Origin of the sequence: Neisseria sp. P0009.S010 (assembly GCF_051958545.1) — a bacterium.
Taxonomy (GTDB): Bacteria; Pseudomonadota; Gammaproteobacteria; order Burkholderiales; family Neisseriaceae; genus Neisseria; species Neisseria subflava_A.
In genome coordinates, this window is the sequence record NZ_JBQCVH010000004.1 from 143,576 (window position 1) to 161,029 (window position 17,454).

Annotated in this window: 15 protein-coding genes; 4 read left to right on the plus strand and 11 right to left on the minus strand. The window is 49.3% G+C overall.

Annotated features, from left to right (window positions below; all coding sequences use genetic code 11):
• The first annotated feature begins 63 nt into the window (after positions 1-63).
• From ACTHSN_RS05575 to ftsZ, 4 genes are all read left to right on the plus strand, one after another.
• Complete coding sequence (locus ACTHSN_RS05575) at positions 64-978, plus strand: D-alanine--D-alanine ligase (RefSeq protein ID WP_070749181.1); 915 nt, start codon at positions 64-66, stop codon at positions 976-978.
• On the plus strand, positions 968-1,687 hold the full coding sequence (locus tag ACTHSN_RS05580; protein ID WP_049331910.1) for a cell division protein FtsQ/DivIB: 720 nt from the start codon (positions 968-970) through the stop codon (positions 1,685-1,687). The genes ACTHSN_RS05575 and ACTHSN_RS05580 overlap by 11 nt, the downstream gene beginning before the upstream one ends.
• Before the next feature lie 74 nt (positions 1,688-1,761).
• Complete coding sequence (gene ftsA, locus ACTHSN_RS05585; protein WP_440365158.1) at positions 1,762-3,015, plus strand: cell division protein FtsA; 1,254 nt, start codon at positions 1,762-1,764, stop codon at positions 3,013-3,015.
• A gap of 252 nt (positions 3,016-3,267) precedes the next feature.
• The gene (gene ftsZ, locus ACTHSN_RS05590) at positions 3,268-4,467 is read left to right on the plus strand and encodes a cell division protein FtsZ (protein WP_070459532.1); all 1,200 of its coding nucleotides are present in this window, start codon (positions 3,268-3,270) and stop codon (positions 4,465-4,467) included.
• Between the two features lie 121 nt (positions 4,468-4,588).
• On the opposite strand, the gene ispH is transcribed toward ftsZ, so the two are convergent.
• The 11 genes from ispH to carB form a co-directional block, all read right to left on the minus strand.
• Complete coding sequence (gene ispH / locus ACTHSN_RS05595) at positions 4,589-5,557, minus strand: 4-hydroxy-3-methylbut-2-enyl diphosphate reductase (protein WP_070459529.1); 969 nt, start codon at positions 5,555-5,557, stop codon at positions 4,589-4,591.
• Between the two features lie 13 nt (positions 5,558-5,570).
• Entirely contained in the window at positions 5,571-6,077 is a 507-nt protein-coding gene (lspA, locus tag ACTHSN_RS05600; RefSeq protein WP_049331903.1) for a signal peptidase II, read from the minus strand.
• Positions 6,078-6,225: 148 nt separating this feature from the next.
• The gene (gene glyQ, locus ACTHSN_RS05605) at positions 6,226-7,125 is read right to left on the minus strand and encodes a glycine--tRNA ligase subunit alpha (protein WP_003685919.1); all 900 of its coding nucleotides are present in this window, start codon (positions 7,123-7,125) and stop codon (positions 6,226-6,228) included.
• 81 nt (positions 7,126-7,206) lie between these two features.
• A complete protein-coding gene (gene yacG / locus ACTHSN_RS05610) occupies positions 7,207-7,389 on the minus strand; it encodes a DNA gyrase inhibitor YacG (RefSeq protein ID WP_070459526.1) in 183 nt (60 codons plus the stop codon).
• A complete protein-coding gene (gene coaE / locus ACTHSN_RS05615) occupies positions 7,386-8,006 on the minus strand; it encodes a dephospho-CoA kinase (protein ID WP_070459522.1) in 621 nt (206 codons plus the stop codon). The genes yacG and coaE overlap by 4 nt, the downstream gene beginning before the upstream one ends.
• Positions 8,006-8,893, minus strand: a complete 888-nt coding sequence (locus tag ACTHSN_RS05620; protein ID WP_070459519.1) for a prepilin peptidase — start codon at positions 8,891-8,893, stop codon at positions 8,006-8,008. Before ACTHSN_RS05620 ends, coaE begins: the two co-directional genes overlap by 1 nt.
• Position 8,894: 1 nt before the next feature.
• Complete coding sequence (locus tag ACTHSN_RS05625; protein ID WP_440365159.1) at positions 8,895-10,136, minus strand: type II secretion system F family protein; 1,242 nt, start codon at positions 10,134-10,136, stop codon at positions 8,895-8,897.
• 80 nt (positions 10,137-10,216) lie between these two features.
• Positions 10,217-11,896 (minus strand): type IV-A pilus assembly ATPase PilB, encoded by a 1,680-nt coding sequence (gene pilB / locus ACTHSN_RS05630; RefSeq protein WP_070645567.1) that lies wholly within the window; start codon positions 11,894-11,896, stop codon positions 10,217-10,219.
• 392 nt (positions 11,897-12,288) lie between these two features.
• Complete coding sequence (locus ACTHSN_RS05635) at positions 12,289-13,350, minus strand: nucleotidyltransferase domain-containing protein (RefSeq protein ID WP_440365160.1); 1,062 nt, start codon at positions 13,348-13,350, stop codon at positions 12,289-12,291.
• Positions 13,351-13,364: 14 nt separating this feature from the next.
• Entirely contained in the window at positions 13,365-14,141 is a 777-nt protein-coding gene (locus tag ACTHSN_RS05640; RefSeq protein ID WP_440365161.1) for a nucleotidyltransferase domain-containing protein, read from the minus strand.
• A gap of 91 nt (positions 14,142-14,232) precedes the next feature.
• Positions 14,233-17,448, minus strand: coding sequence for a carbamoyl-phosphate synthase large subunit (gene carB / locus ACTHSN_RS05645; protein ID WP_070824178.1), 3,216 nt, complete (start codon positions 17,446-17,448; stop codon positions 14,233-14,235).
• Positions 17,449-17,454 lie beyond the last annotated feature (6 nt).

The following is a 17,454-nucleotide window of genomic DNA, read 5'->3' on the forward strand; positions in this document are numbered from 1 at the left end:
ACACATAGGTCGTCTGAACAATATTTCAGACGGCCTGTATCAGTATTTAAGAAAGTAGAAATTATGCAGAATTTTGGCAAAGTGGCCGTGTTGATGGGCGGATTCTCCAGCGAGCGCGAAGTTTCTCTGGATAGCGGTGCCGCTATTTTGGCTGCCTTGAAAAGCAAAGGCGTTGATGCCCATGCGTTCGACCCCAAAGAAACCCCGTTGTCTGAATTGAAAACACAAGGTTTTCAGACGGCCTTCAATATTCTGCACGGCACTTTCGGCGAAGATGGCGCGATTCAAGGCGCGTTGGAACTGATGGGTATTCCTTACACCGGCAGCGGTGTAGCCGCTTCTGCGCTGGGTATGGACAAATACCGCTGCAAATTGATTTGGCAGGCCGTGGGCTTGCCTGTCCCTGAATTTGCCGTATTGCATGACGACAGCGACTTTGATGCCGTTGAAGAAAAATTGGGCCTGCCGATGTTTGTGAAACCCGCCGCAGAAGGTAGCAGCGTCGGTGTGGTAAAAGTCAAAGAAAAAGGCCGTCTGAAAAGCGTTTACGAAGAATTGAAACATTTGCAGGGTGAAATTATTGCCGAACGCTTTATCGGCGGCGGAGAGTATTCTTGCCCGGTATTGAACGGCAAAGGCCTGCCGAGCATTCATATTATTCCAGCTACCGAGTTTTACGATTACGAAGCCAAATACAACCGCGACGATACGGTTTATCAATGCCCGTCGGAAGATCTGAGCGAGGCGGAGGAAAACCTGATGCGCGAACTGGCCGTGCGTGGCGCACAGGCGATTGGTGCGGACGGTTGTTCGCGCGTGGACTTTCTGAAAGATACGGACGGTAAACTGTATCTCTTGGAAATCAATACCTTGCCCGGTATGACCAGCCACAGTTTGGTGCCAAAATCTGCAGGCCATACCGGCGTAGATTTTGCTGATTTATGTATTGAGATTTTGAAGACCGCTCATGTGGGATGATGCAGGCGCACTGGGTCGGCTGACCCGCCGGCTATTGGTGCTGATGACCTTTCTGTTGATAGGTTCGGGCATAGCTTGGCTTTACAATTCCAAATATTTCCCTGTGAAACAGATTGCCATTCAGGGCAAGCTGAAATATGCTTCCGGCAAAGAATTGCAAACCGTTGCACGAGAGCATATCAGGGGTAATATGTTCCGCGCCGATATTGATTCGGCGCAGGCCGCTTTTCAGGAGTTGCCTTGGATTGACTCGGCAATGGTACGCCGCCGTTTTCCGGAAACCGTGGAAATTATCCTGACCGAGCGTGTGCCGGTTGCACACTGGCGCGCTGGCGGCTTGGTGGACAGTAAGGGTAATGTGTTTGCCGCAAGCCTGAAACAGGACCTGCCTATATTTGAAGGGCAGCAGGGGACAGGCAAAGACATGGTCAAACATTATGCGGACTTTTCCGGAATTTTGAGCCCGTTGAAACTGACCATCAAAGAATTGATCTACACGCCGCGGTCGGCATGGCTGCTTGTATTGAACAACGGCATTACCGTGCGCTTGGGGCGTGAAAACGAAATCAAACGTTTGCAGCAGTTTGCCCAGATTTGGCCATCGCTGCTGCGTAAAAAACAAAGTCGTATCGAGTATGTCGATATGCGTTATAAGGATGGTTTTTCAGTCCGTTACAGGCCGTCTGAAAACCCTTCCGACAGTGAATAGCCGATTAGACGTGAAGCAATCTTGTTTCAAAAATAATCAAACCGTCAGTCAGACAACATAGCGAACGAGCAATTATGGAACAACAACAAAATAAATATATCAGTGCCTTAGACATTGGTACGTCCAAGGTCATCGCCTTAATCGGTGAGATTCGGGAAGATAACGAAATCCACATTGTTGGCTTGGGTCAAAGCCCTTCACGCGGCCTGCGTGCAGGTATGGTGACCAACATTGACGCCACTGCACAAGCCATTCGTCAGGCGGTGGAAGATGCCGAGCTGATGGCAGATACCAAAATTTCCCACGTCGTCACCGGTATTGCTGGTAACCATATCCGCAGCCTGAATTCACAAGGCGTGGTCAAAATTAAAGATGGCGAAGTATCGCAAGCCGACATCGATCGTGCCATCGAAACGGCCAAAGCCATCAATATTCCGCCTGATCACAATATCTTGCATACTGTGGTTCAAGAGTACATCATCGACAACCAGCCAGGTGTGAAAGAGCCTATCGGCATGAGCGGCGTGCGTTTGGATACCCGTGTTCACATCATTACCGGTGCTAACACTGCCTTGCAAAATATCCAAAAATGTATCCAACGTTGCGGCCTGCAAATGGATCAAATCATGCTTCAGCCTTTGGCAAGCGGTCATGCTGTTTTGACTGAAGACGAAAAAGATTTGGGTGTGTGCGTCATCGATATCGGTGGCGGTACAACCGATATCGCGGTTTATACCAATGGTGCAATCCGCCATACCGCGGTTATTCCCGTTGCTGGCGATTTGATTACCAAAGACTTGGCACAAGCCTTGCGTACGCCGCACAGTGCAGCCGAGTACATCAAAATCCATTACGGTGCCGCGATTCCGACTATGGACGGCTTGGATGAAATGATTGAAGTTCCTAGTGTTGGTGACCGTCAATCACGTCAAATTTCACGCCGTGTATTGGCTGAAATCATCGGCCCGCGTGTAGAAGAGATTTTGGAATTGACGCTGAACGAATTGCGCCGTTCCGGCTTCCCTGAAGAAGTGCTGACTTCCGGTATCGTTTTGACCGGCGGTGCTTCTATGTTGACCGGTATTGTTGAGTTGGCGGAAGAAGTCTTCAACCTGCCGGCGCGTATTGGTGTTCCACAAGAAATGGGCGGCGTATCTGAGCGTATCCGCAATCCACGCTATTCAACAGCGATCGGCCTGCTTCAGACGGCCTATGCCGCAGAAGAGGGTGAACAAACTAGCCGAACCGGTGCGATTGCCCTGAATGATGCAGGAAAAAAAATGGGTCTGTGGGAAAAAATCCAAAGATTCTTCAGAGACAATTTCTGATAAAAGTTTTCAGGGCAGGCGGTGCAGCAACCGTTTGTCCTGAATATTTAAGTGGAATTAAACGGTTTTAAATAATTGCCAAGTGGATAATTTAAAACTTGTATATTTTCTGTTAAAAAATGTAGTAAAAATATAACGCCGACAGCTGAATGGTAAGAAGATTTTTGCCAGTATCTGGATACTTCTTATATAATACGGATAATGAGTTATTTTTGAACCGTCCTTATAAAGCGGGGCGCGGAGGATTATTGAATGGAATTTGTTTACGACGTAGCAGAATCAGCAACAAGCCCTGCTGTTATTAAAGTTATCGGTTTGGGCGGCGGCGGCTGTAATGCCATCAACAACATGGTTGCCAACACTATTCATGGTGTTGAGTTCATCAGTGCCAATACCGATGCGCAATCATTGGCTAAAAACAATGCGGCTAAACGCATTCAATTGGGTACAAACCTGACTCGAGGTTTGGGTGCCGGTGCAAATCCTGAAATCGGCCGCGCCGCTGCTCAAGAAGATCGCGAAGCCATCGAAGATGCCATCCGCGGTGCAAACATGCTGTTCATCACTACCGGTATGGGTGGTGGTACAGGTACCGGCTCCGCTCCTGTTGTGGCTGAAATCGCTAAAGAAATGGGTATCCTGACCGTTGCGGTTGTAACCCGTCCGTTTGCTTACGAAGGCAAACGCGTACATATCGCTCAAGCAGGTTTGGATCAGCTTAAAGAGCGCGTGGATTCCCTGATTATTATCCCGAATGACAAATTGATGACTGCTTTGGGCGAAGACGTGACCATGCGCGAAGCTTTCCGTGCGGCAGACAATGTACTGCGTGATGCGGTTGCCGGTATTTCTGAAGTGGTGACTTGCCCTAGCGACATGATCAACTTGGACTTCGCCGACGTGAAAACCGTGATGAGCAATCGCGGTATCGCCATGATGGGTTCAGGTTTTGCACAAGGTATCGACCGTGCCCGTTTGGCTACCGATCAGGCTATTTCCAGCCCGCTCTTGGATAACGTTACTTTGGATGGCGCACGCGGTGTATTGGTAAACATTACCACTGCCCCTGGTTGCCTGAAAATGTCCGAGTTCAACGAGATTATGCGTATTGTCAACCAAAATGCACACCCTGAAGTGGAATGCAAATTTGGTGCTGCCGAAGACGAGAGCATGAGCGAAGATGCTATCCGTATTACCATCATTGCTACCGGCTTGAAAGAAAACGGTACTGACAACCAACTGCGTGCTGCTGCCCGTACCCAACAATTGGTACGCGGTGCGGCAGAAGCGCCTCAAGCTCAAAGCCAAAGCAGTGCTGAAAGCTTGGTTCGTACCAACCGCAATATCCGTTCTATGAATCTGACTGCGGCTGATTTCAGCAACCAGTCTGTACTGGATGACTTTGAAATTCCGGCTATCTTACGCCGTCAGCAACATACTTCTGATAAATAATCAGGATAATGTATGAAAAGACCTGCTTTTAAGGCAGGTCTTTTTTATTAGCAAAATAAACTTAAGGCCGTCTGAAAATTTTCAGACGGCCTTAAGTTTTCAAATAAAGCAAATAACAAACTTACCCTTTATTTAGGATTTGTTTGTTTTCGCCCTCGCGACGCAACTCTTTGGGCAAGACAAATACAATGCTTTCTTCTGCGCCTTCTCCTTCACGTATGGTCTCATGTCCCCAATCTTGAATGGTTTGTAAGACTTCTCGGACCAATACTTCGGGCGCAGATGCACCGGCAGTGACACCGACCTTGGTTTTGTTTTCAAACCATTCTTTTTTCAGATAGGAGGCATTATCGACCATATAGGCATCAACTCCGCGTAATGCGGCTACTTCACGCAAGCGGTTGCTGTTGGAAGAGTTGGGCGAGCCGACAACAATCACGAGATCGCATTCTTCCGCCAATTCTTTAACAGCGGTTTGGCGGTTGGTTGTGGCGTAGCAGATGTCTTCTTTGTGCGGATTACGGATATTGGGGAAGCGTTGGTTTAAAGCTGCAATGATGTCTTTGGTTTCGTCTACCGATAAAGTGGTTTGGCTGACGTAGGCAAGTTTGTCAGGATTTTTGATGTTCAGTCCGGCTACATCTTCCACTGTCTCAACCAGAAACATTTTACCCGGAGGTAATTGTCCCATTGTGCCTTCCACTTCGACATGGCCTTTGTGGCCGATCATGATAATTTCGTAATCTTGCTCATCAAGGCGGGCTACTTCTTTATGGACTTTGGTTACCAGAGGGCAGGTGGCATCAAAAACGCGGAAACCACGTTGTGCAGCTTCTTCCTGTACGGCTTTGGATACGCCGTGAGCCGAGTAAATCAGCGTTGCACCCTTGGGTACATCCGCCAAGTCATCGACAAAGACGGCACCTTTTGCCCGCAGATTGTCCACGACGAATTTGTTGTGAACGACCTCATGGCGGACGTAAATGGGTGCGCCGTATTCTTCGAGTGCACGTTCAACAATACTGATGGCACGGTCAACGCCGGCACAGAAGCCGCGGGGATTGGCAAGGATAATGGTTTTTTGAGTCATGTGTGTTCCGTTTTCAGACGGCCTTTGTGTCGTTTGAAGGTGTTTTTTTGTGCAGCAAACCATCTAATACCAAGCAAACTGCGCCAACGCAGATAAAGCTGTCGGCAATGTTAAATGCGGGGTAGAACCAGTTTTGCCAATAGAAAAGCAGAAAATCGACAACGTGGCCGTGAATCAGACGGTCAACCACATTGCCAATCGCGCCGCCGATAATCATGGCAGCCCCCAGTTTACCCCAGCGGCCAAACTCATCGCGCCAGATGGCACGGGCCAAATACAGGCTGATAACGACGGCCAGACCTAAAAAGAAGAATTTTTGCCAGCCGCCTTGGTCGGCCAAAAAGCTGAAAGCCGCGCCTGGATTATAGGCAAGCGTCAGGTCAAAAAAGTCTGGAATGATATTGAGGCGTTCGCCTTCGGTAAAGTGTTTCAAGATTTCCCATTTGCTCAGTTGGTCAAGAATGATGGCAACGAGGGAAAGTAAGAAAAAGGGCGTTTTTGCAGAAGAGGATGAACTCATGTTTTCAGACGGTTTATGTAATAAAGGGCTTATTTTACCTGAAAGCAGGCAGGAAGTGTTTGCGATGGCATCGACGTTAAGGCCGTCTGAAAATAGAAACGCCGCCACTTGAATGTATCAAAGGGCGGCGTGGTAAGTATATGCAGGCTTATTGGTTTTTAAGCAATGGGAAGCCCAGTTTCTCGCGGCTTTCAACGAATTTTTGAGCAACGATACGGCTCAGTGCACGAATGCGGCCGATGTAGGTTGCGCGTTCGGTAACGGAAATGGCGCCGCGTGCATCCAATAGGTTGAACGTGTGGCCGGCTTTGAGTACAAGTTCGTAAGCAGGCAGGGCAAGACTGGTGTCTTCAACGGCAAGCAGGCGTTTGGCTTGTTCTTCATAGTCGTTGAATTGGCGCAAGAGCCAATCGGCATCGCTGTATTCGAAGTTGTAGGTGGATTGTTCGACTTCGTTTTGATGATAAACGTCGCCGTAAGTGACGATGTTGCCATCAAGGGTTTTTGCCCAAACGAGATCATACACATTTTCCACGCCTTGCAGATACATGGCGAGACGCTCGATACCGTAGGTGATTTCACCAAGTACAGGGGAGCAGTCGATACCGCCGACTTGTTGGAAGTAGGTGAATTGGGTTACTTCCATGCCGTTGAGCCAAACTTCCCAACCCAAACCCCAAGCGCCGAGAGTAGGGTTTTCCCAGTCGTCTTCGACAAAACGGATGTCGTGTACTTTAGGGTCGATACCCAATTCGCGCAGTGAGTCGAGGTAGAGGTCTTGAATATTGGCGGGAGCTGGTTTGAGCGCAACTTGGAATTGATAGTAGTGTTGCAAGCGGTTGGGGTTGTCGCCGTAGCGGCCGTCTTTGGGGCGGCGGCTGGGTTGAACGTAAGCGGCAAACCAAGGCTCTGGGCCTAACGCGCGCAGACAAGTGGCAGGATGGGAAGTACCGGCACCGACTTCCATATCGAAAGGTTGGATAACGGTGCAGCCTTTGTCTGCCCAGTAGTTTTGTAATTTGAAAATAATTTGTTGGAAGGTGAGCATGGTGGATGGAATAGGTTGGAATAAAGAGGGTATTTTACTGTTTTGAGCTTGTTTTGGATAGGCTGAAGGAAGCGGCGTAGGTTATTTACCGTTCAATAGGTCTGAAAAAGGGTCGTCTTCTGAAGAAACAGTGTATTTTTCTTGTGCCCATTCGCCTAAATCAATGAGTTTACACCGTTTGCTGCAGAAAGGGCGGTAGGGGCTGTCGGTGTTCCAAACGACTTCTTTGTGGCAGGTCGGACATTTTACAACAGGAGCAGTCATGCAGTTTCTTTCAGAGTTTGTGCAATGGATTGATAGTATTGATGCAAGCGGGCAACCTTGATTTTTGCTTCTTCCATGCTATGCGCATTGTCCAATACATCGTTGGTATGAAGCAGTCTGTCAGATCGAGAAGCTTGAGTGGCCATGATTTGACGCGTTTGTTCTTCTGAAAAACCATTGCGTTGGTGTACGCGTTCGATTTGGACGGACTCCGGAACATCTACAACCAAAATGCGGTCAGTCTCCGCTTTAAATGCCGGATTCTCAATTAAAAGCGGTACATCGACAATGCCGTAGGCAGAGGAAGCAAGTTTTTGTTTCTGCTGTTGGATTTTGTTTAAGATTAACGGCAGAAGCAGATTTTCCAGTTGTTTTTTTGATTGAGGCCGTCTGAAAACTTCTTCCCGTAAAGCCATACGATTCAGACGGCCTTCACTGTCAAAAACCTCATCGCCGAAAAGTTGGCGGATGGCTGGAAGGGCTTCGCCGTTTTCAGCAGTCAGTGAACGGCTGATGGCATCGGCATCAATAATGGGTACGCCAAGCTCGGCAAACATTTGGGCAATAGATGATTTGCCGCTGCCAATACCGCCGGTCAAGCCTATCCATAATGTCATTATCGGAATCCTGATTGTATGAGCCACCATTGTACCAGTTGGGTAATAGGTGTATTGGCAACCAAAATAATCCATCCTGCCACAGCAAGGCTGGGACCAAAAGCAAAATATTGACCTTTGCCGACGCGGGCAATGAGTGCGCCCACCAGTCCGACCAAGGCAGCCATGAAGATCAGAACAGGCAAGATACCTACGCCCAGCCATGCACCGAGCGCGGCCAAAAGTTTGAAGTCGCCATTGCCCATGCCGATTTTACCGGTCAGAAGTTTATAGACGGCGCATAAAGTATAAAGGCTCATATAGCCTGCGATTGCGCCTAAAACGGCTGAATGCAGGGGAACGAATGTGTCATTCAGATTAAACAGCAGGCCGATCCAGATTAGGGGCTGAGTCAGGCTGTCGGGCAAATATTGCGTATCGGCATCGATAAAGGTCAGTGCAATCAGTATGGCAGTCAGAATTAATCCGCCAATAGTCGCCCATGACCAGCCGTATTGCCACGCGACAATACCGAATAAGACACCTGTCAGCAGCTCAATCAGCGGATAGCGTATGCCGATCGCGGTTTTGCAGGAGTGACATTTTCCTCTCAGGAAAACATAGCTGAGGATAGGGATGTTTTGCCAAAGTTTGATTGGGCTTTTGCATTTGGGGCAGCGTGAATCCGGTTTACGCAGATTAAATGGCTGTGTTTCTTCGTCTGTCAGCTCGATGCCCAAATGCTCTTTAGAAAATTGTGTCCATTCGCGTTCCATCATTATCGGCGTGCGATAAATAACAACGTTTAGAAAGCTGCCAATCAGTAATCCCAAAATAACGGCTAAAGGAATAGCGAATGGCGCAAGAACGGAGAGGGTGTCGATGGCGGAGTAAATACTATCAAACATATCAACCTACGACATTACCCAAGTTAAACAGCGGCAGATACATGGCAATCAGCAAGATACCGATGAGCGAACCCAATACCACCATGATGATAGGCTCCATCAAGTGAGACAATCGGGAGACGGAGTTGTCTACTTCATCTTCGTAGAATTCGGCTGCTTTGTTCAGCATATCATCCAAAGAGCCTGACTCTTCGCCGATGGCCGCCATTTGGATCACCATGTTGGGGAACATATCCGTACTTTGCATACTGGATGTCAGCGACAGACCTTGGGTTACCTTGGCGCGGATGTCTTGAGTAGCTTCTTCATAGAGAATATTGCCGGATGCGCCTGCAACTGAATCTAATACTTCCACTAAAGGAACGCCGGCGGCGAAGAGGGTGGAAGTCGTACGCGCCCAACGGGCGATGGTCGCTTTTCGGACAATGGTGCCAAAAACAGGCAGTCTCAAAATCAGAGCATCGATTCGTTTTTGGAAGGTAGGCGATTTTTCATGGAGTTTGTACAGGCCGAAGGCGGAAACAATCAAAAGGATGATCATAATCCAGCCGTAGTCGACGAATAAATCAGACAAGCTCATGACGAGTTGGGTAAGGCTTGGCAGCTCTGCACCCATATTGGCATAAACTTCTTTAAAGGCAGGCAGTACAAACATCATCATGATGAAGATAAGCGCAATCGCCACCACGATAATGGCAATCGGGTAGGTCAATGCGGTTTTGACTTTTTTCTTAATGGCTTGGGTTTTTTCTTTATAGACAGCCAGTTTGTCCAATAGGCTTTCCAGTACGCCGCCGGACTCGCCTGCGCTGACCAGATTGCAATAGAAACGGTCGAAATATTTTGGATATTTGGAGAACGATTTACCCAATGCGCTACCTTGTTCGACATCAGAGCGAACCTGCATCAGCATTTCGGTCATGCTCGGATTGGAGTGGCCGCGAGCAACGATTTCAAAAGCCTGCATCAGCGGCAAGCCTGCCTTCATCATCGTTGCCAGTTGGCGCGTAAACACCGTGATGTCTTCTTGGGTAATACGGCGTTTGCGTGCAGTTTTGACTTTGCTGATGCGCAAAGGACGAATGCCTCTGCGCTGGAGTTTTTTGCGCGCCTCTTCTTCATCTTTGGCAACTACTTCGCCGCGGACAAGACGTTCGGTCTCGATGTTTTTTCCTTCAAACGTAAAACGCTTACCTTTGCTTCTTGAACCGAACAGACTTCTTTTTTGCTCTGCTTGAGTCATGAGTTATCCCTTGTTAGTAAGAAATAAAGCGGACTGTTTCCCCGTGCCGCTTTATTGTAATTTTCGAAAATATGGCAGTTTTAGTCATTGGTATGAGCAGTTACTTCTTCCAACGAAGTCAGGCCCTGCATGACTTTCATGAGGCCGGCACGACGCAGGTCTACCATGCCTTCCTGATAGGCCATGTTCATGATATCAACTTCCGTACCGTTGTTCATAATGACTTTTTGCATTTCATCGCTGACCGGCATGACTTCATAAATACCGACGCGGCCTTTAAAGCCTTTGCCGCGGCAGCTGTCGCAACCAACAGGGCGGTAGAGCTTCCAATCTTGAGCCAAGTCCGCATCGGTAAAGCCGGCTTTTTTCAATGCCGGAACCGGCGGGCGCTCAACTTCGCGTTTGCAATTTGGACACAGTCTGCGCAACAGCCTTTGCGCCATAATCAGGCTGACTGAACTGGCGATGTTGAAAGGCGCGACACCCATGTTCAAAAGGCGGGACAGGGTGGCCGGTGCATTATTGGTATGCAGGGTAGAGAAAACCATGTGGCCGGTTTGGGCGGCTTTAATGGCGATGTCGGCGGTTTCCAAGTCGCGGATCTCGCCGACCATAATAATATCAGGATCTTGACGTAAGAAGGATCGGAGTGCGGTGGCAAACGTCAGGCCTTGTTTTTCATTGACGTTGACTTGGTTGACGCCCGGCAGGTTAATCTCGGCCGGATCTTCTGCCGTTGAAATGTTGACATCTTCCGTGTTCAAAATGCTCAGGCAGGTATAGAGCGAAACGGTTTTGCCCGAGCCTGTCGGACCGGTAACTAACACCATGCCATAAGGGCGGTTGATGGCCTCAAGCAGCATTTCTTTTTGGAAAGGCTCTAAACCGAGCTGGTCGATATTGAGCGATGTACCATCGGAATTTAGGATGCGCATCACCACTTTTTCGCCAAACAGCGTCGGCAAAGTGCTGACACGGAAGTCAATCGGACGGCCGTGTTTGTGGAAGGCAATTTGAATTCTACCGTCTTGCGGAATACGTTTTTCAGAAATATCCAAACGCGCCATCACTTTGATGCGCGATGCCAACTGACCGCGCACGGCGACAGGCGGCTGTACGACTTCACGCAACTGTCCGTCCACGCGGAAACGGACGCGCGCCATTTGCTCGTAGAATTCAAAGTGGATGTCCGATGCGCCCGCGTTCAGGGCATCGGATAAGGTTTTGTGGATGAAGCGGGGGATAGGGCCGTCTTCAGCTTCTTCGTTATCGATATAAAGCGATTGAGATTGCTGCGTTGCTTCATGTTCGTCGTTGATTTCTTTCAGAATGGTGGTCGAGCGTTGACCCAGCCATTCCAGCAATGAGCTGAGCTGGTCATCTGGAACCACTACCAAGTCTACACTTAAACCTGAAGCAAAAGCGATTTTTTGAAAGTTTTGGATTTGGGTCGGATCGGATACGGCGAAATAAACCTTGCGTCCGCGTTTGAAAATCGGAATGCAACGGTTTTGTACCATTTGCTCTTCCGTCAGAATGTCGCTGACTACATTATTGCGCGGGTAGTAGTGCAAATCCAAAAGGGGATAGCTGAATACGCGCGCAACTAACTCCCCCAAAGCTTTAGGGGAGATGATGCCGTCTGAAAACAGGTTGGGCAGGATTTCTTTGCCCGATTGTAAAAGGTTGTTGTAATGTTCCGCTTGTTGATTTGAGATGGTCTGGCTTTGAACCAAAACACGCAATAATCCGACACTCATTTTATTTTCCGTTTCTTGTGCAGTTTTCCCTTTAATTTAGAGGAAAGCCGTATTATTTTATCATTATTATGATTAAAGCATATATTCAATTATGCAAATCTGCTTAAGTTGCAAAGACATGCTTTTGCTTTAATTGTATTTTTATTTTGGACGGCCATTATAAAGCAAGGAGAATAGGCGTTAAACTCGATATTTTGGGATTATGATGAAAAAACAACAATTTTGTCGTATGAATCCAATCAATAACGAAATTATATTTCATGTTGTTATTGCTTGTTTGGAGATGGCAGAAAAGGTTGTTTTGATGGACAGACGGTTGGAATTTGAAATATGAAAAGGCCGTCTGAAAAGCGGAAAAACATAATTTCAGACGGCCTCTGTTTTTGATTCTCTTATCCGTAAATCTTGGTTCGGATTTCGACGAGGGCATTGATTGCCAAACTGCTGTTTACAGTTTCCGGCAGATCGGACTGGGCGAACAAATTTTCTACTTCGTTAATCAATGTTTCTGCACGCGCCAACAGTTCATTGTAAGGAAAAGAACCGCGCTTGATGGCCAGCAATTCGTCACGATTGGGACGGCGTGGACGGATTTCGCCATGAAGGGCAATATCGCGCGCAGTTTCAAGCAGGCGGAAGGTGTGCATCATATTTTTTGCATCGTAACCTTGGCCGTGTGCCTGCGTGCCTTGATAGCGTGTTTCGTTGCGTTCTACTAGCCATTGTTGATAAGAGGCATATTCGCGGCAGTAGCTGCTGTATCCGTCTTGGTTGAAGGATAGATGGGCAAGCGGTGTTTCACCTTCTGGAATGGTGCTGAGTGAAAGCGTTGTGGCTTCGGGTTTGGGTGCAATACCGTGGTAGCCAAGTGTGCCGTCGGCATCGTAAAACAGGGCATAAAGTTCTCGGGCATGGGCGATTTTGACCAAGCCGATGCGCCGCTGCTCCATTCCGCGTTGCGAAAGCCAGTGTTGCAGCGGTACAGTTTGCGCGCCTTCTACGATGTGGCAGAAATCAAGGATGCTTTTCTTTTCAGACGGCATCGGATTGCTGATTTTTTTATTCAATCCCCGTGCTTTTTTGATTTGTCCGTAGGCATAGCCTGCAAAACTTTGCTGGCAGGTTTTAGAGATAAACCATTCGGTTTTGAACGCATCCATCAATGGCGAACGGTATCGCACACAGTCGGAAGGGGAAGCCAGCAGCTCCAGCGTGTTCGGATTGCTTTGCAGCAGCAATTCGATAAACCGTCCCAGTTCGTAATACACAATATCGTTGGTTTCATTGCTGATTTGCGGGATGTATTCCATACCGTAAAACATGGATTTGGGCAGGTAAAACACGCCTTTGATGTCGGTATCGGACTCGGGCGTTGCCAAACCGTAGGCACGGCTGCCGGACACGGCTTCAAGCAGAATCAGGTTTTGCGTGTGCAAGTCTTCGAGGGTCAGCATATTCAGACGGCCTTTTACGGATAAATGGTTGCCAAGGTGGAACGGAATAATTCGTTCAAAGGCCCACTATTGGCAGGTTCGGCAGGTTCGGCAGGTTCGGCAGTAGAGGCAGACAAGGCAGAAACTTCGTTATATAGATCAATAGTCAGCTTTTGCAGCTCTGGCGATAATGTGTGCAGATAACTTTCGTCCTGACCTGCTTTTAATGCAACCAGATCAGTAATTTGGGTGGCACAATTTGTCTGCCACTCATTCATCAACTCGACCAAAGTCATTGGCGGAATACCGCCTTGTTTCACTGCCCAGCGTGCCGCCAATAAAGGGCGTAAGACGTAAAACCATTTCTTCAATTTAATCGGCTGCGCCAAATCCATGGCTTTCAAAGCATTGCCGGCGATACCGCGATAATGGTGCAACAACGCGGCGGCTTGGACGTATTGGGGTGCAAGTTCGTTCAGACGGCCTATGAATGCCTCATCTTGTGTATAAACAATCGGCGAACGAAACCACTCCAGCAATACAGCATTGCTTTTTCTCAACAGGCGCAAAGCCTTGCGGATGTCCCAGCCGCCTACGTCAAACCATTGGTTTTCAATAAATTCAAACGTATCTTTTGCTTCATCGATTTGCAGATAATGTTCCTGTGGACGGATATAAATGGCGCGAACGTCATAATCGCTGTCGGGCGAAGCAAAGCCCCATGCGCGGCTTCCGCTCTCCGCCGCCAGCAGAAAATGCAGTGGTTCGGCAAGTGAAATTTGAGTCAGTCTTTCTTGAATAGTTTGTTTCATTACGTTTTTCTTCTTTTTGCAGAAAGGCCGTCTGAAACTGAGCAATCAGGTTTCAGACGGCCTTTTAACTATTTAAATCCGATAGGATTGATTAGGCTTTGTTTTTCAGACGGCCATGCAGTTCCTGTACGCTGTACACGCCCAAGTGTTCGCGGCTTTTTGCACCTTCGCTCATGGCTTCGCCGCCGGCGATGGTGGTGTATTGCGGTACGCGTTGGGTGAGGGAAGTACGGCGGATGCTGTGGCTGTCGGTAACAGATTGCACTGTGCTGCCGACGGTGTTGACTACCAGTGCGATTTCGCCGTTTTTAATTGCGTCCACGATGTGTGGGCGGCCTTCCTGCACTTTGTTGACCGCTTGCACGATGATGCCGTGTTCTTTCAAGTATTCGGCGGTACCGCGTGTGGCGCAAACACCGTAGCCGAGTGCTTGGAAGTTTTGTGCGGTTTTGACGATGAGCGGTTTGTCTTCGTCGCGTACGGCGAGGAACACTTTGCCTGTTGTGCTCAAGCGTTCGCCTGCCCCGAGTTGGGCTTTGAAGTATGCTTCGCCGAAGCTTGCGCCTACGCCCATGACTTCGCCGGTAGAGCGCATTTCAGGGCCGAGAATGGTGTCCACACCCGGGAATTTGATGAATGGGAACACGGCTTCTTTAACAGCGTAGAAGTCCGGGATGACTTCTTTTTCTACGCCTTGCTCTTTCAGCGAAATGCCTGCCATCACGCGTGCGCCGACTTTGGCGAGCGGTACGCCGGTGGCTTTGGATACGAACGGTACGGTACGGCTGGCGCGTGGGTTCACTTCCAGTACGAAGACCACGCCGTCTTGTACGGCAAACTGTACGTTCATCAAGCCGACCACGCCCAGTGCGTATGCCATGGCTTTGGTTTGACGGCGGATTTCGTCTTGAATTTCTTCGTCCAATGAGTATGGAGGCAATGAGCAGCCGGAGTCGCCGGAGTGGATACCTGCTTGTTCGACGTGTTGCATGATGCCGCCGATAACGACATCTTGGCCGTCTGAAACGCAGTCTACGTCCACTTCGATGGCGTTGTTCAAGAAGAAGTCGAGCAATACAGGGCTGTCTTCGGAAACTTGTACGGCTTCGCGCATGTATTTTTGCAACTCTTCGGCAGAGTGAACAATCTGCATGGCGCGGCCGCCGAGTACATAAGAAGGACGGACAACCAACGGATAACCGATTTCTTCGGCTTTAACGAGGGCTTCTTCTTCGTTGTGGGCGATGCGGTTAGGCGGTTGACGCAGGCCTAAGTCGTTCAATACTTTTTGGAAGCGTTCGCGGTCTTCGGCAGCGTCGATGCTGTCGGCAGATGTACCAATGATGTTCACGCCGTTTGCCACCAAAGCATTGGCCAGTTTGAGCGGGGTTTGGCCGCCGTAATGAACAATCACGCCCCATGGGTTTTCGGTGCGGACGATTTCCAATACGTCTTCCAAGGTCAGCGGCTCGAAGTACAGGCGGTCGCTGGTGTCGAAGTCGGTGGATACGGTTTCCGGGTTACAGTTGACCATGATAGTTTCAAAACCGGATTCGCGCAGGGCGAGTGCGGCATGAACGCAGCAGTAGTCAAATTCGATACCTTGGCCGATACGGTTTGGACCACCGCCGAGGATCATCACTTTTTTACGGTCGGAAGGACGGGATTCGCATTCTTCTTCGTAAGTGGAGTAGAGGTAGGCGGTTTCGGTGGCAAACTCGGCGGCGCAGGTATCGACGCGTTTATAGACAGGATGCAAGTTCAGCGCGTAGCGGTGTTCGCGGACTTCTTTTTCGCTTACGTTCAACAATTGTGCCAAACGTTTGTCAGAGAAGCCTTTGCGTTTCAGACGGCGTAAAGCGGCGTAATCTAAGTCTTGCAACTGGCCGTCTGAAACCGATTTTTCTTCTTTTACCAAGTCTTCGATTTGCGCCAAGAACCAAGGGTCGATGGCACAGATTTCGTGGATTTCTTCCAGCGTGAAGCCCGCGCGGAACGCGTCTGCCACAAACAGCATACGTTCAGGGCCAGGGTTGGCCAGTTCGCGGCGGATTTCCGCTTTGTCTTCGCTGCGAGGGTTGAAGCCGCACAAGCCGGTTTCCAAACCGCGCAGGGCTTTTTGGAAGCTTTCTTGAATGGTACGGCCCATCGCCATTACTTCGCCCACCGATTTCATCTGCGTGGTCAGGCGGTCGTCTGCAGCGGGGAATTTTTCAAACGCAAAACGCGGGATTTTGGTCACGACATAGTCGATAGAAGGCTCGAACGAAGCTGGGGTGCGGCCGCCGGTAATGTCGTTGCGCAACTCGTCCAGCGTAAAACCGACAGCCAGTTTCGCCGCCACCTTCGCAATCGGGAAGCCGGTTGCTTTAGATGCCAACGCGGAAGAACGGCTTACGCGCGGGTTCATCTCAATGACAATCATCTCGCCGTTTTCAGGGTTTACTGCAAACTGAACGTTTGAGCCGCCGGTATCCACGCCGATTTCGCGCAATACTGCCAACGAAGCATTACGCATGATTTGGTATTCTTTGTCGGTCAATGTTTGTGCAGGTGCAACAGTGATGGAGTCGCCGGTATGCACGCCCATCGGGTCGAAGTTTTCAATCGAGCAAATGATGATGCAGTTGTCGTTTTTATCGCGTACAACTTCCATTTCGTACTCTTTCCAGCCGAGAACGGATTGCTCAATCAGCAACTCATGAGTAGGCGATGCATCAAAACCGCGTTCGCAAATCGCCAAAAACTCGTCTTTGTTGTAGGCAATGCCGCCGCCCGAACCGCCCATGGTGAAAGAAGGGCGAATCAGAGTAGGGAAGCCGACCTGTTCTTGCGCTGCCAAAGCCTCGTTCATGGTGTGGCAGACAAAAGATTTCGGGCAAGACAAACCGATTTTTTCCATCGCTTCTTTAAAGCGGCCGCGGTCTTCCGCCTTGTCAATCGCGTCTTCGGTTGCACCGATTAATTCAACATTGTATTTCGCCAACACGCCGTTGCGCGCCAAATCCAGCGCACAGTTCAGCGCAGTCTGACCGCCCATCGTGGGCAGAATCGCATCAGGACGCTCTTTGGCGATAATCTTCTCCACCGTCTGCCACATAATCGGCTCGATGTAGGTAACATCCGCCATTTCAGGGTCGGTCATGATGGTGGCGGGGTTGGAATTCACCAGAATGACTTTATAGCCTTCTTCACGCAAGGCTTTGCAGGCCTGTGCGCCCGAATAGTCAAATTCGCAGGCCTGACCGATAACGATAGGGCCGGCGCCGATGATAAGGATGGATTTTAGGTCGGTACGTTTAGGCATGATGTT

Bases quoted from the DNA above. Each gene is read 5' to 3' on its own strand.
- ACTHSN_RS05575 (WP_070749181.1), top strand. From the start codon at position 64: ATGCAGAATTTTGGCAAAGTGGCCGTGTTGATGGGCGGATTCTCCAGC.
- ACTHSN_RS05580 (WP_049331910.1), top strand. From the start codon at position 968: ATGTGGGATGATGCAGGCGCACTGGGTCGGCTGACCCGCCGGCTATTG.
- ftsA (WP_440365158.1), top strand. From the start codon at position 1,762: ATGGAACAACAACAAAATAAATATATCAGTGCCTTAGACATTGGTACG.
- ftsZ (WP_070459532.1), top strand. From the start codon at position 3,268: ATGGAATTTGTTTACGACGTAGCAGAATCAGCAACAAGCCCTGCTGTT.
- ispH (WP_070459529.1), bottom strand. From the start codon at position 5,557: ATGACTCAAAAAACCATTATCCTTGCCAATCCCCGCGGCTTCTGTGCC.
- lspA (WP_049331903.1), bottom strand. From the start codon at position 6,077: ATGAGTTCATCCTCTTCTGCAAAAACGCCCTTTTTCTTACTTTCCCTC.
- glyQ (WP_003685919.1), bottom strand. From the start codon at position 7,125: ATGCTCACCTTCCAACAAATTATTTTCAAATTACAAAACTACTGGGCA.
- yacG (WP_070459526.1), bottom strand. From the start codon at position 7,389: ATGACTGCTCCTGTTGTAAAATGTCCGACCTGCCACAAAGAAGTCGTT.
- coaE (WP_070459522.1), bottom strand. From the start codon at position 8,006: ATGACATTATGGATAGGCTTGACCGGCGGTATTGGCAGCGGCAAATCA.
- ACTHSN_RS05620 (WP_070459519.1), bottom strand. From the start codon at position 8,893: ATGTTTGATAGTATTTACTCCGCCATCGACACCCTCTCCGTTCTTGCG.
- ACTHSN_RS05625 (WP_440365159.1), bottom strand. From the start codon at position 10,136: ATGACTCAAGCAGAGCAAAAAAGAAGTCTGTTCGGTTCAAGAAGCAAA.
- pilB (WP_070645567.1), bottom strand. From the start codon at position 11,896: ATGAGTGTCGGATTATTGCGTGTTTTGGTTCAAAGCCAGACCATCTCA.
- ACTHSN_RS05635 (WP_440365160.1), bottom strand. From the start codon at position 13,350: ATGCTGACCCTCGAAGACTTGCACACGCAAAACCTGATTCTGCTTGAA.
- ACTHSN_RS05640 (WP_440365161.1), bottom strand. From the start codon at position 14,141: ATGAAACAAACTATTCAAGAAAGACTGACTCAAATTTCACTTGCCGAA.
- carB (WP_070824178.1), bottom strand. From the start codon at position 17,448: ATGCCTAAACGTACCGACCTAAAATCCATCCTTATCATCGGCGCCGGC.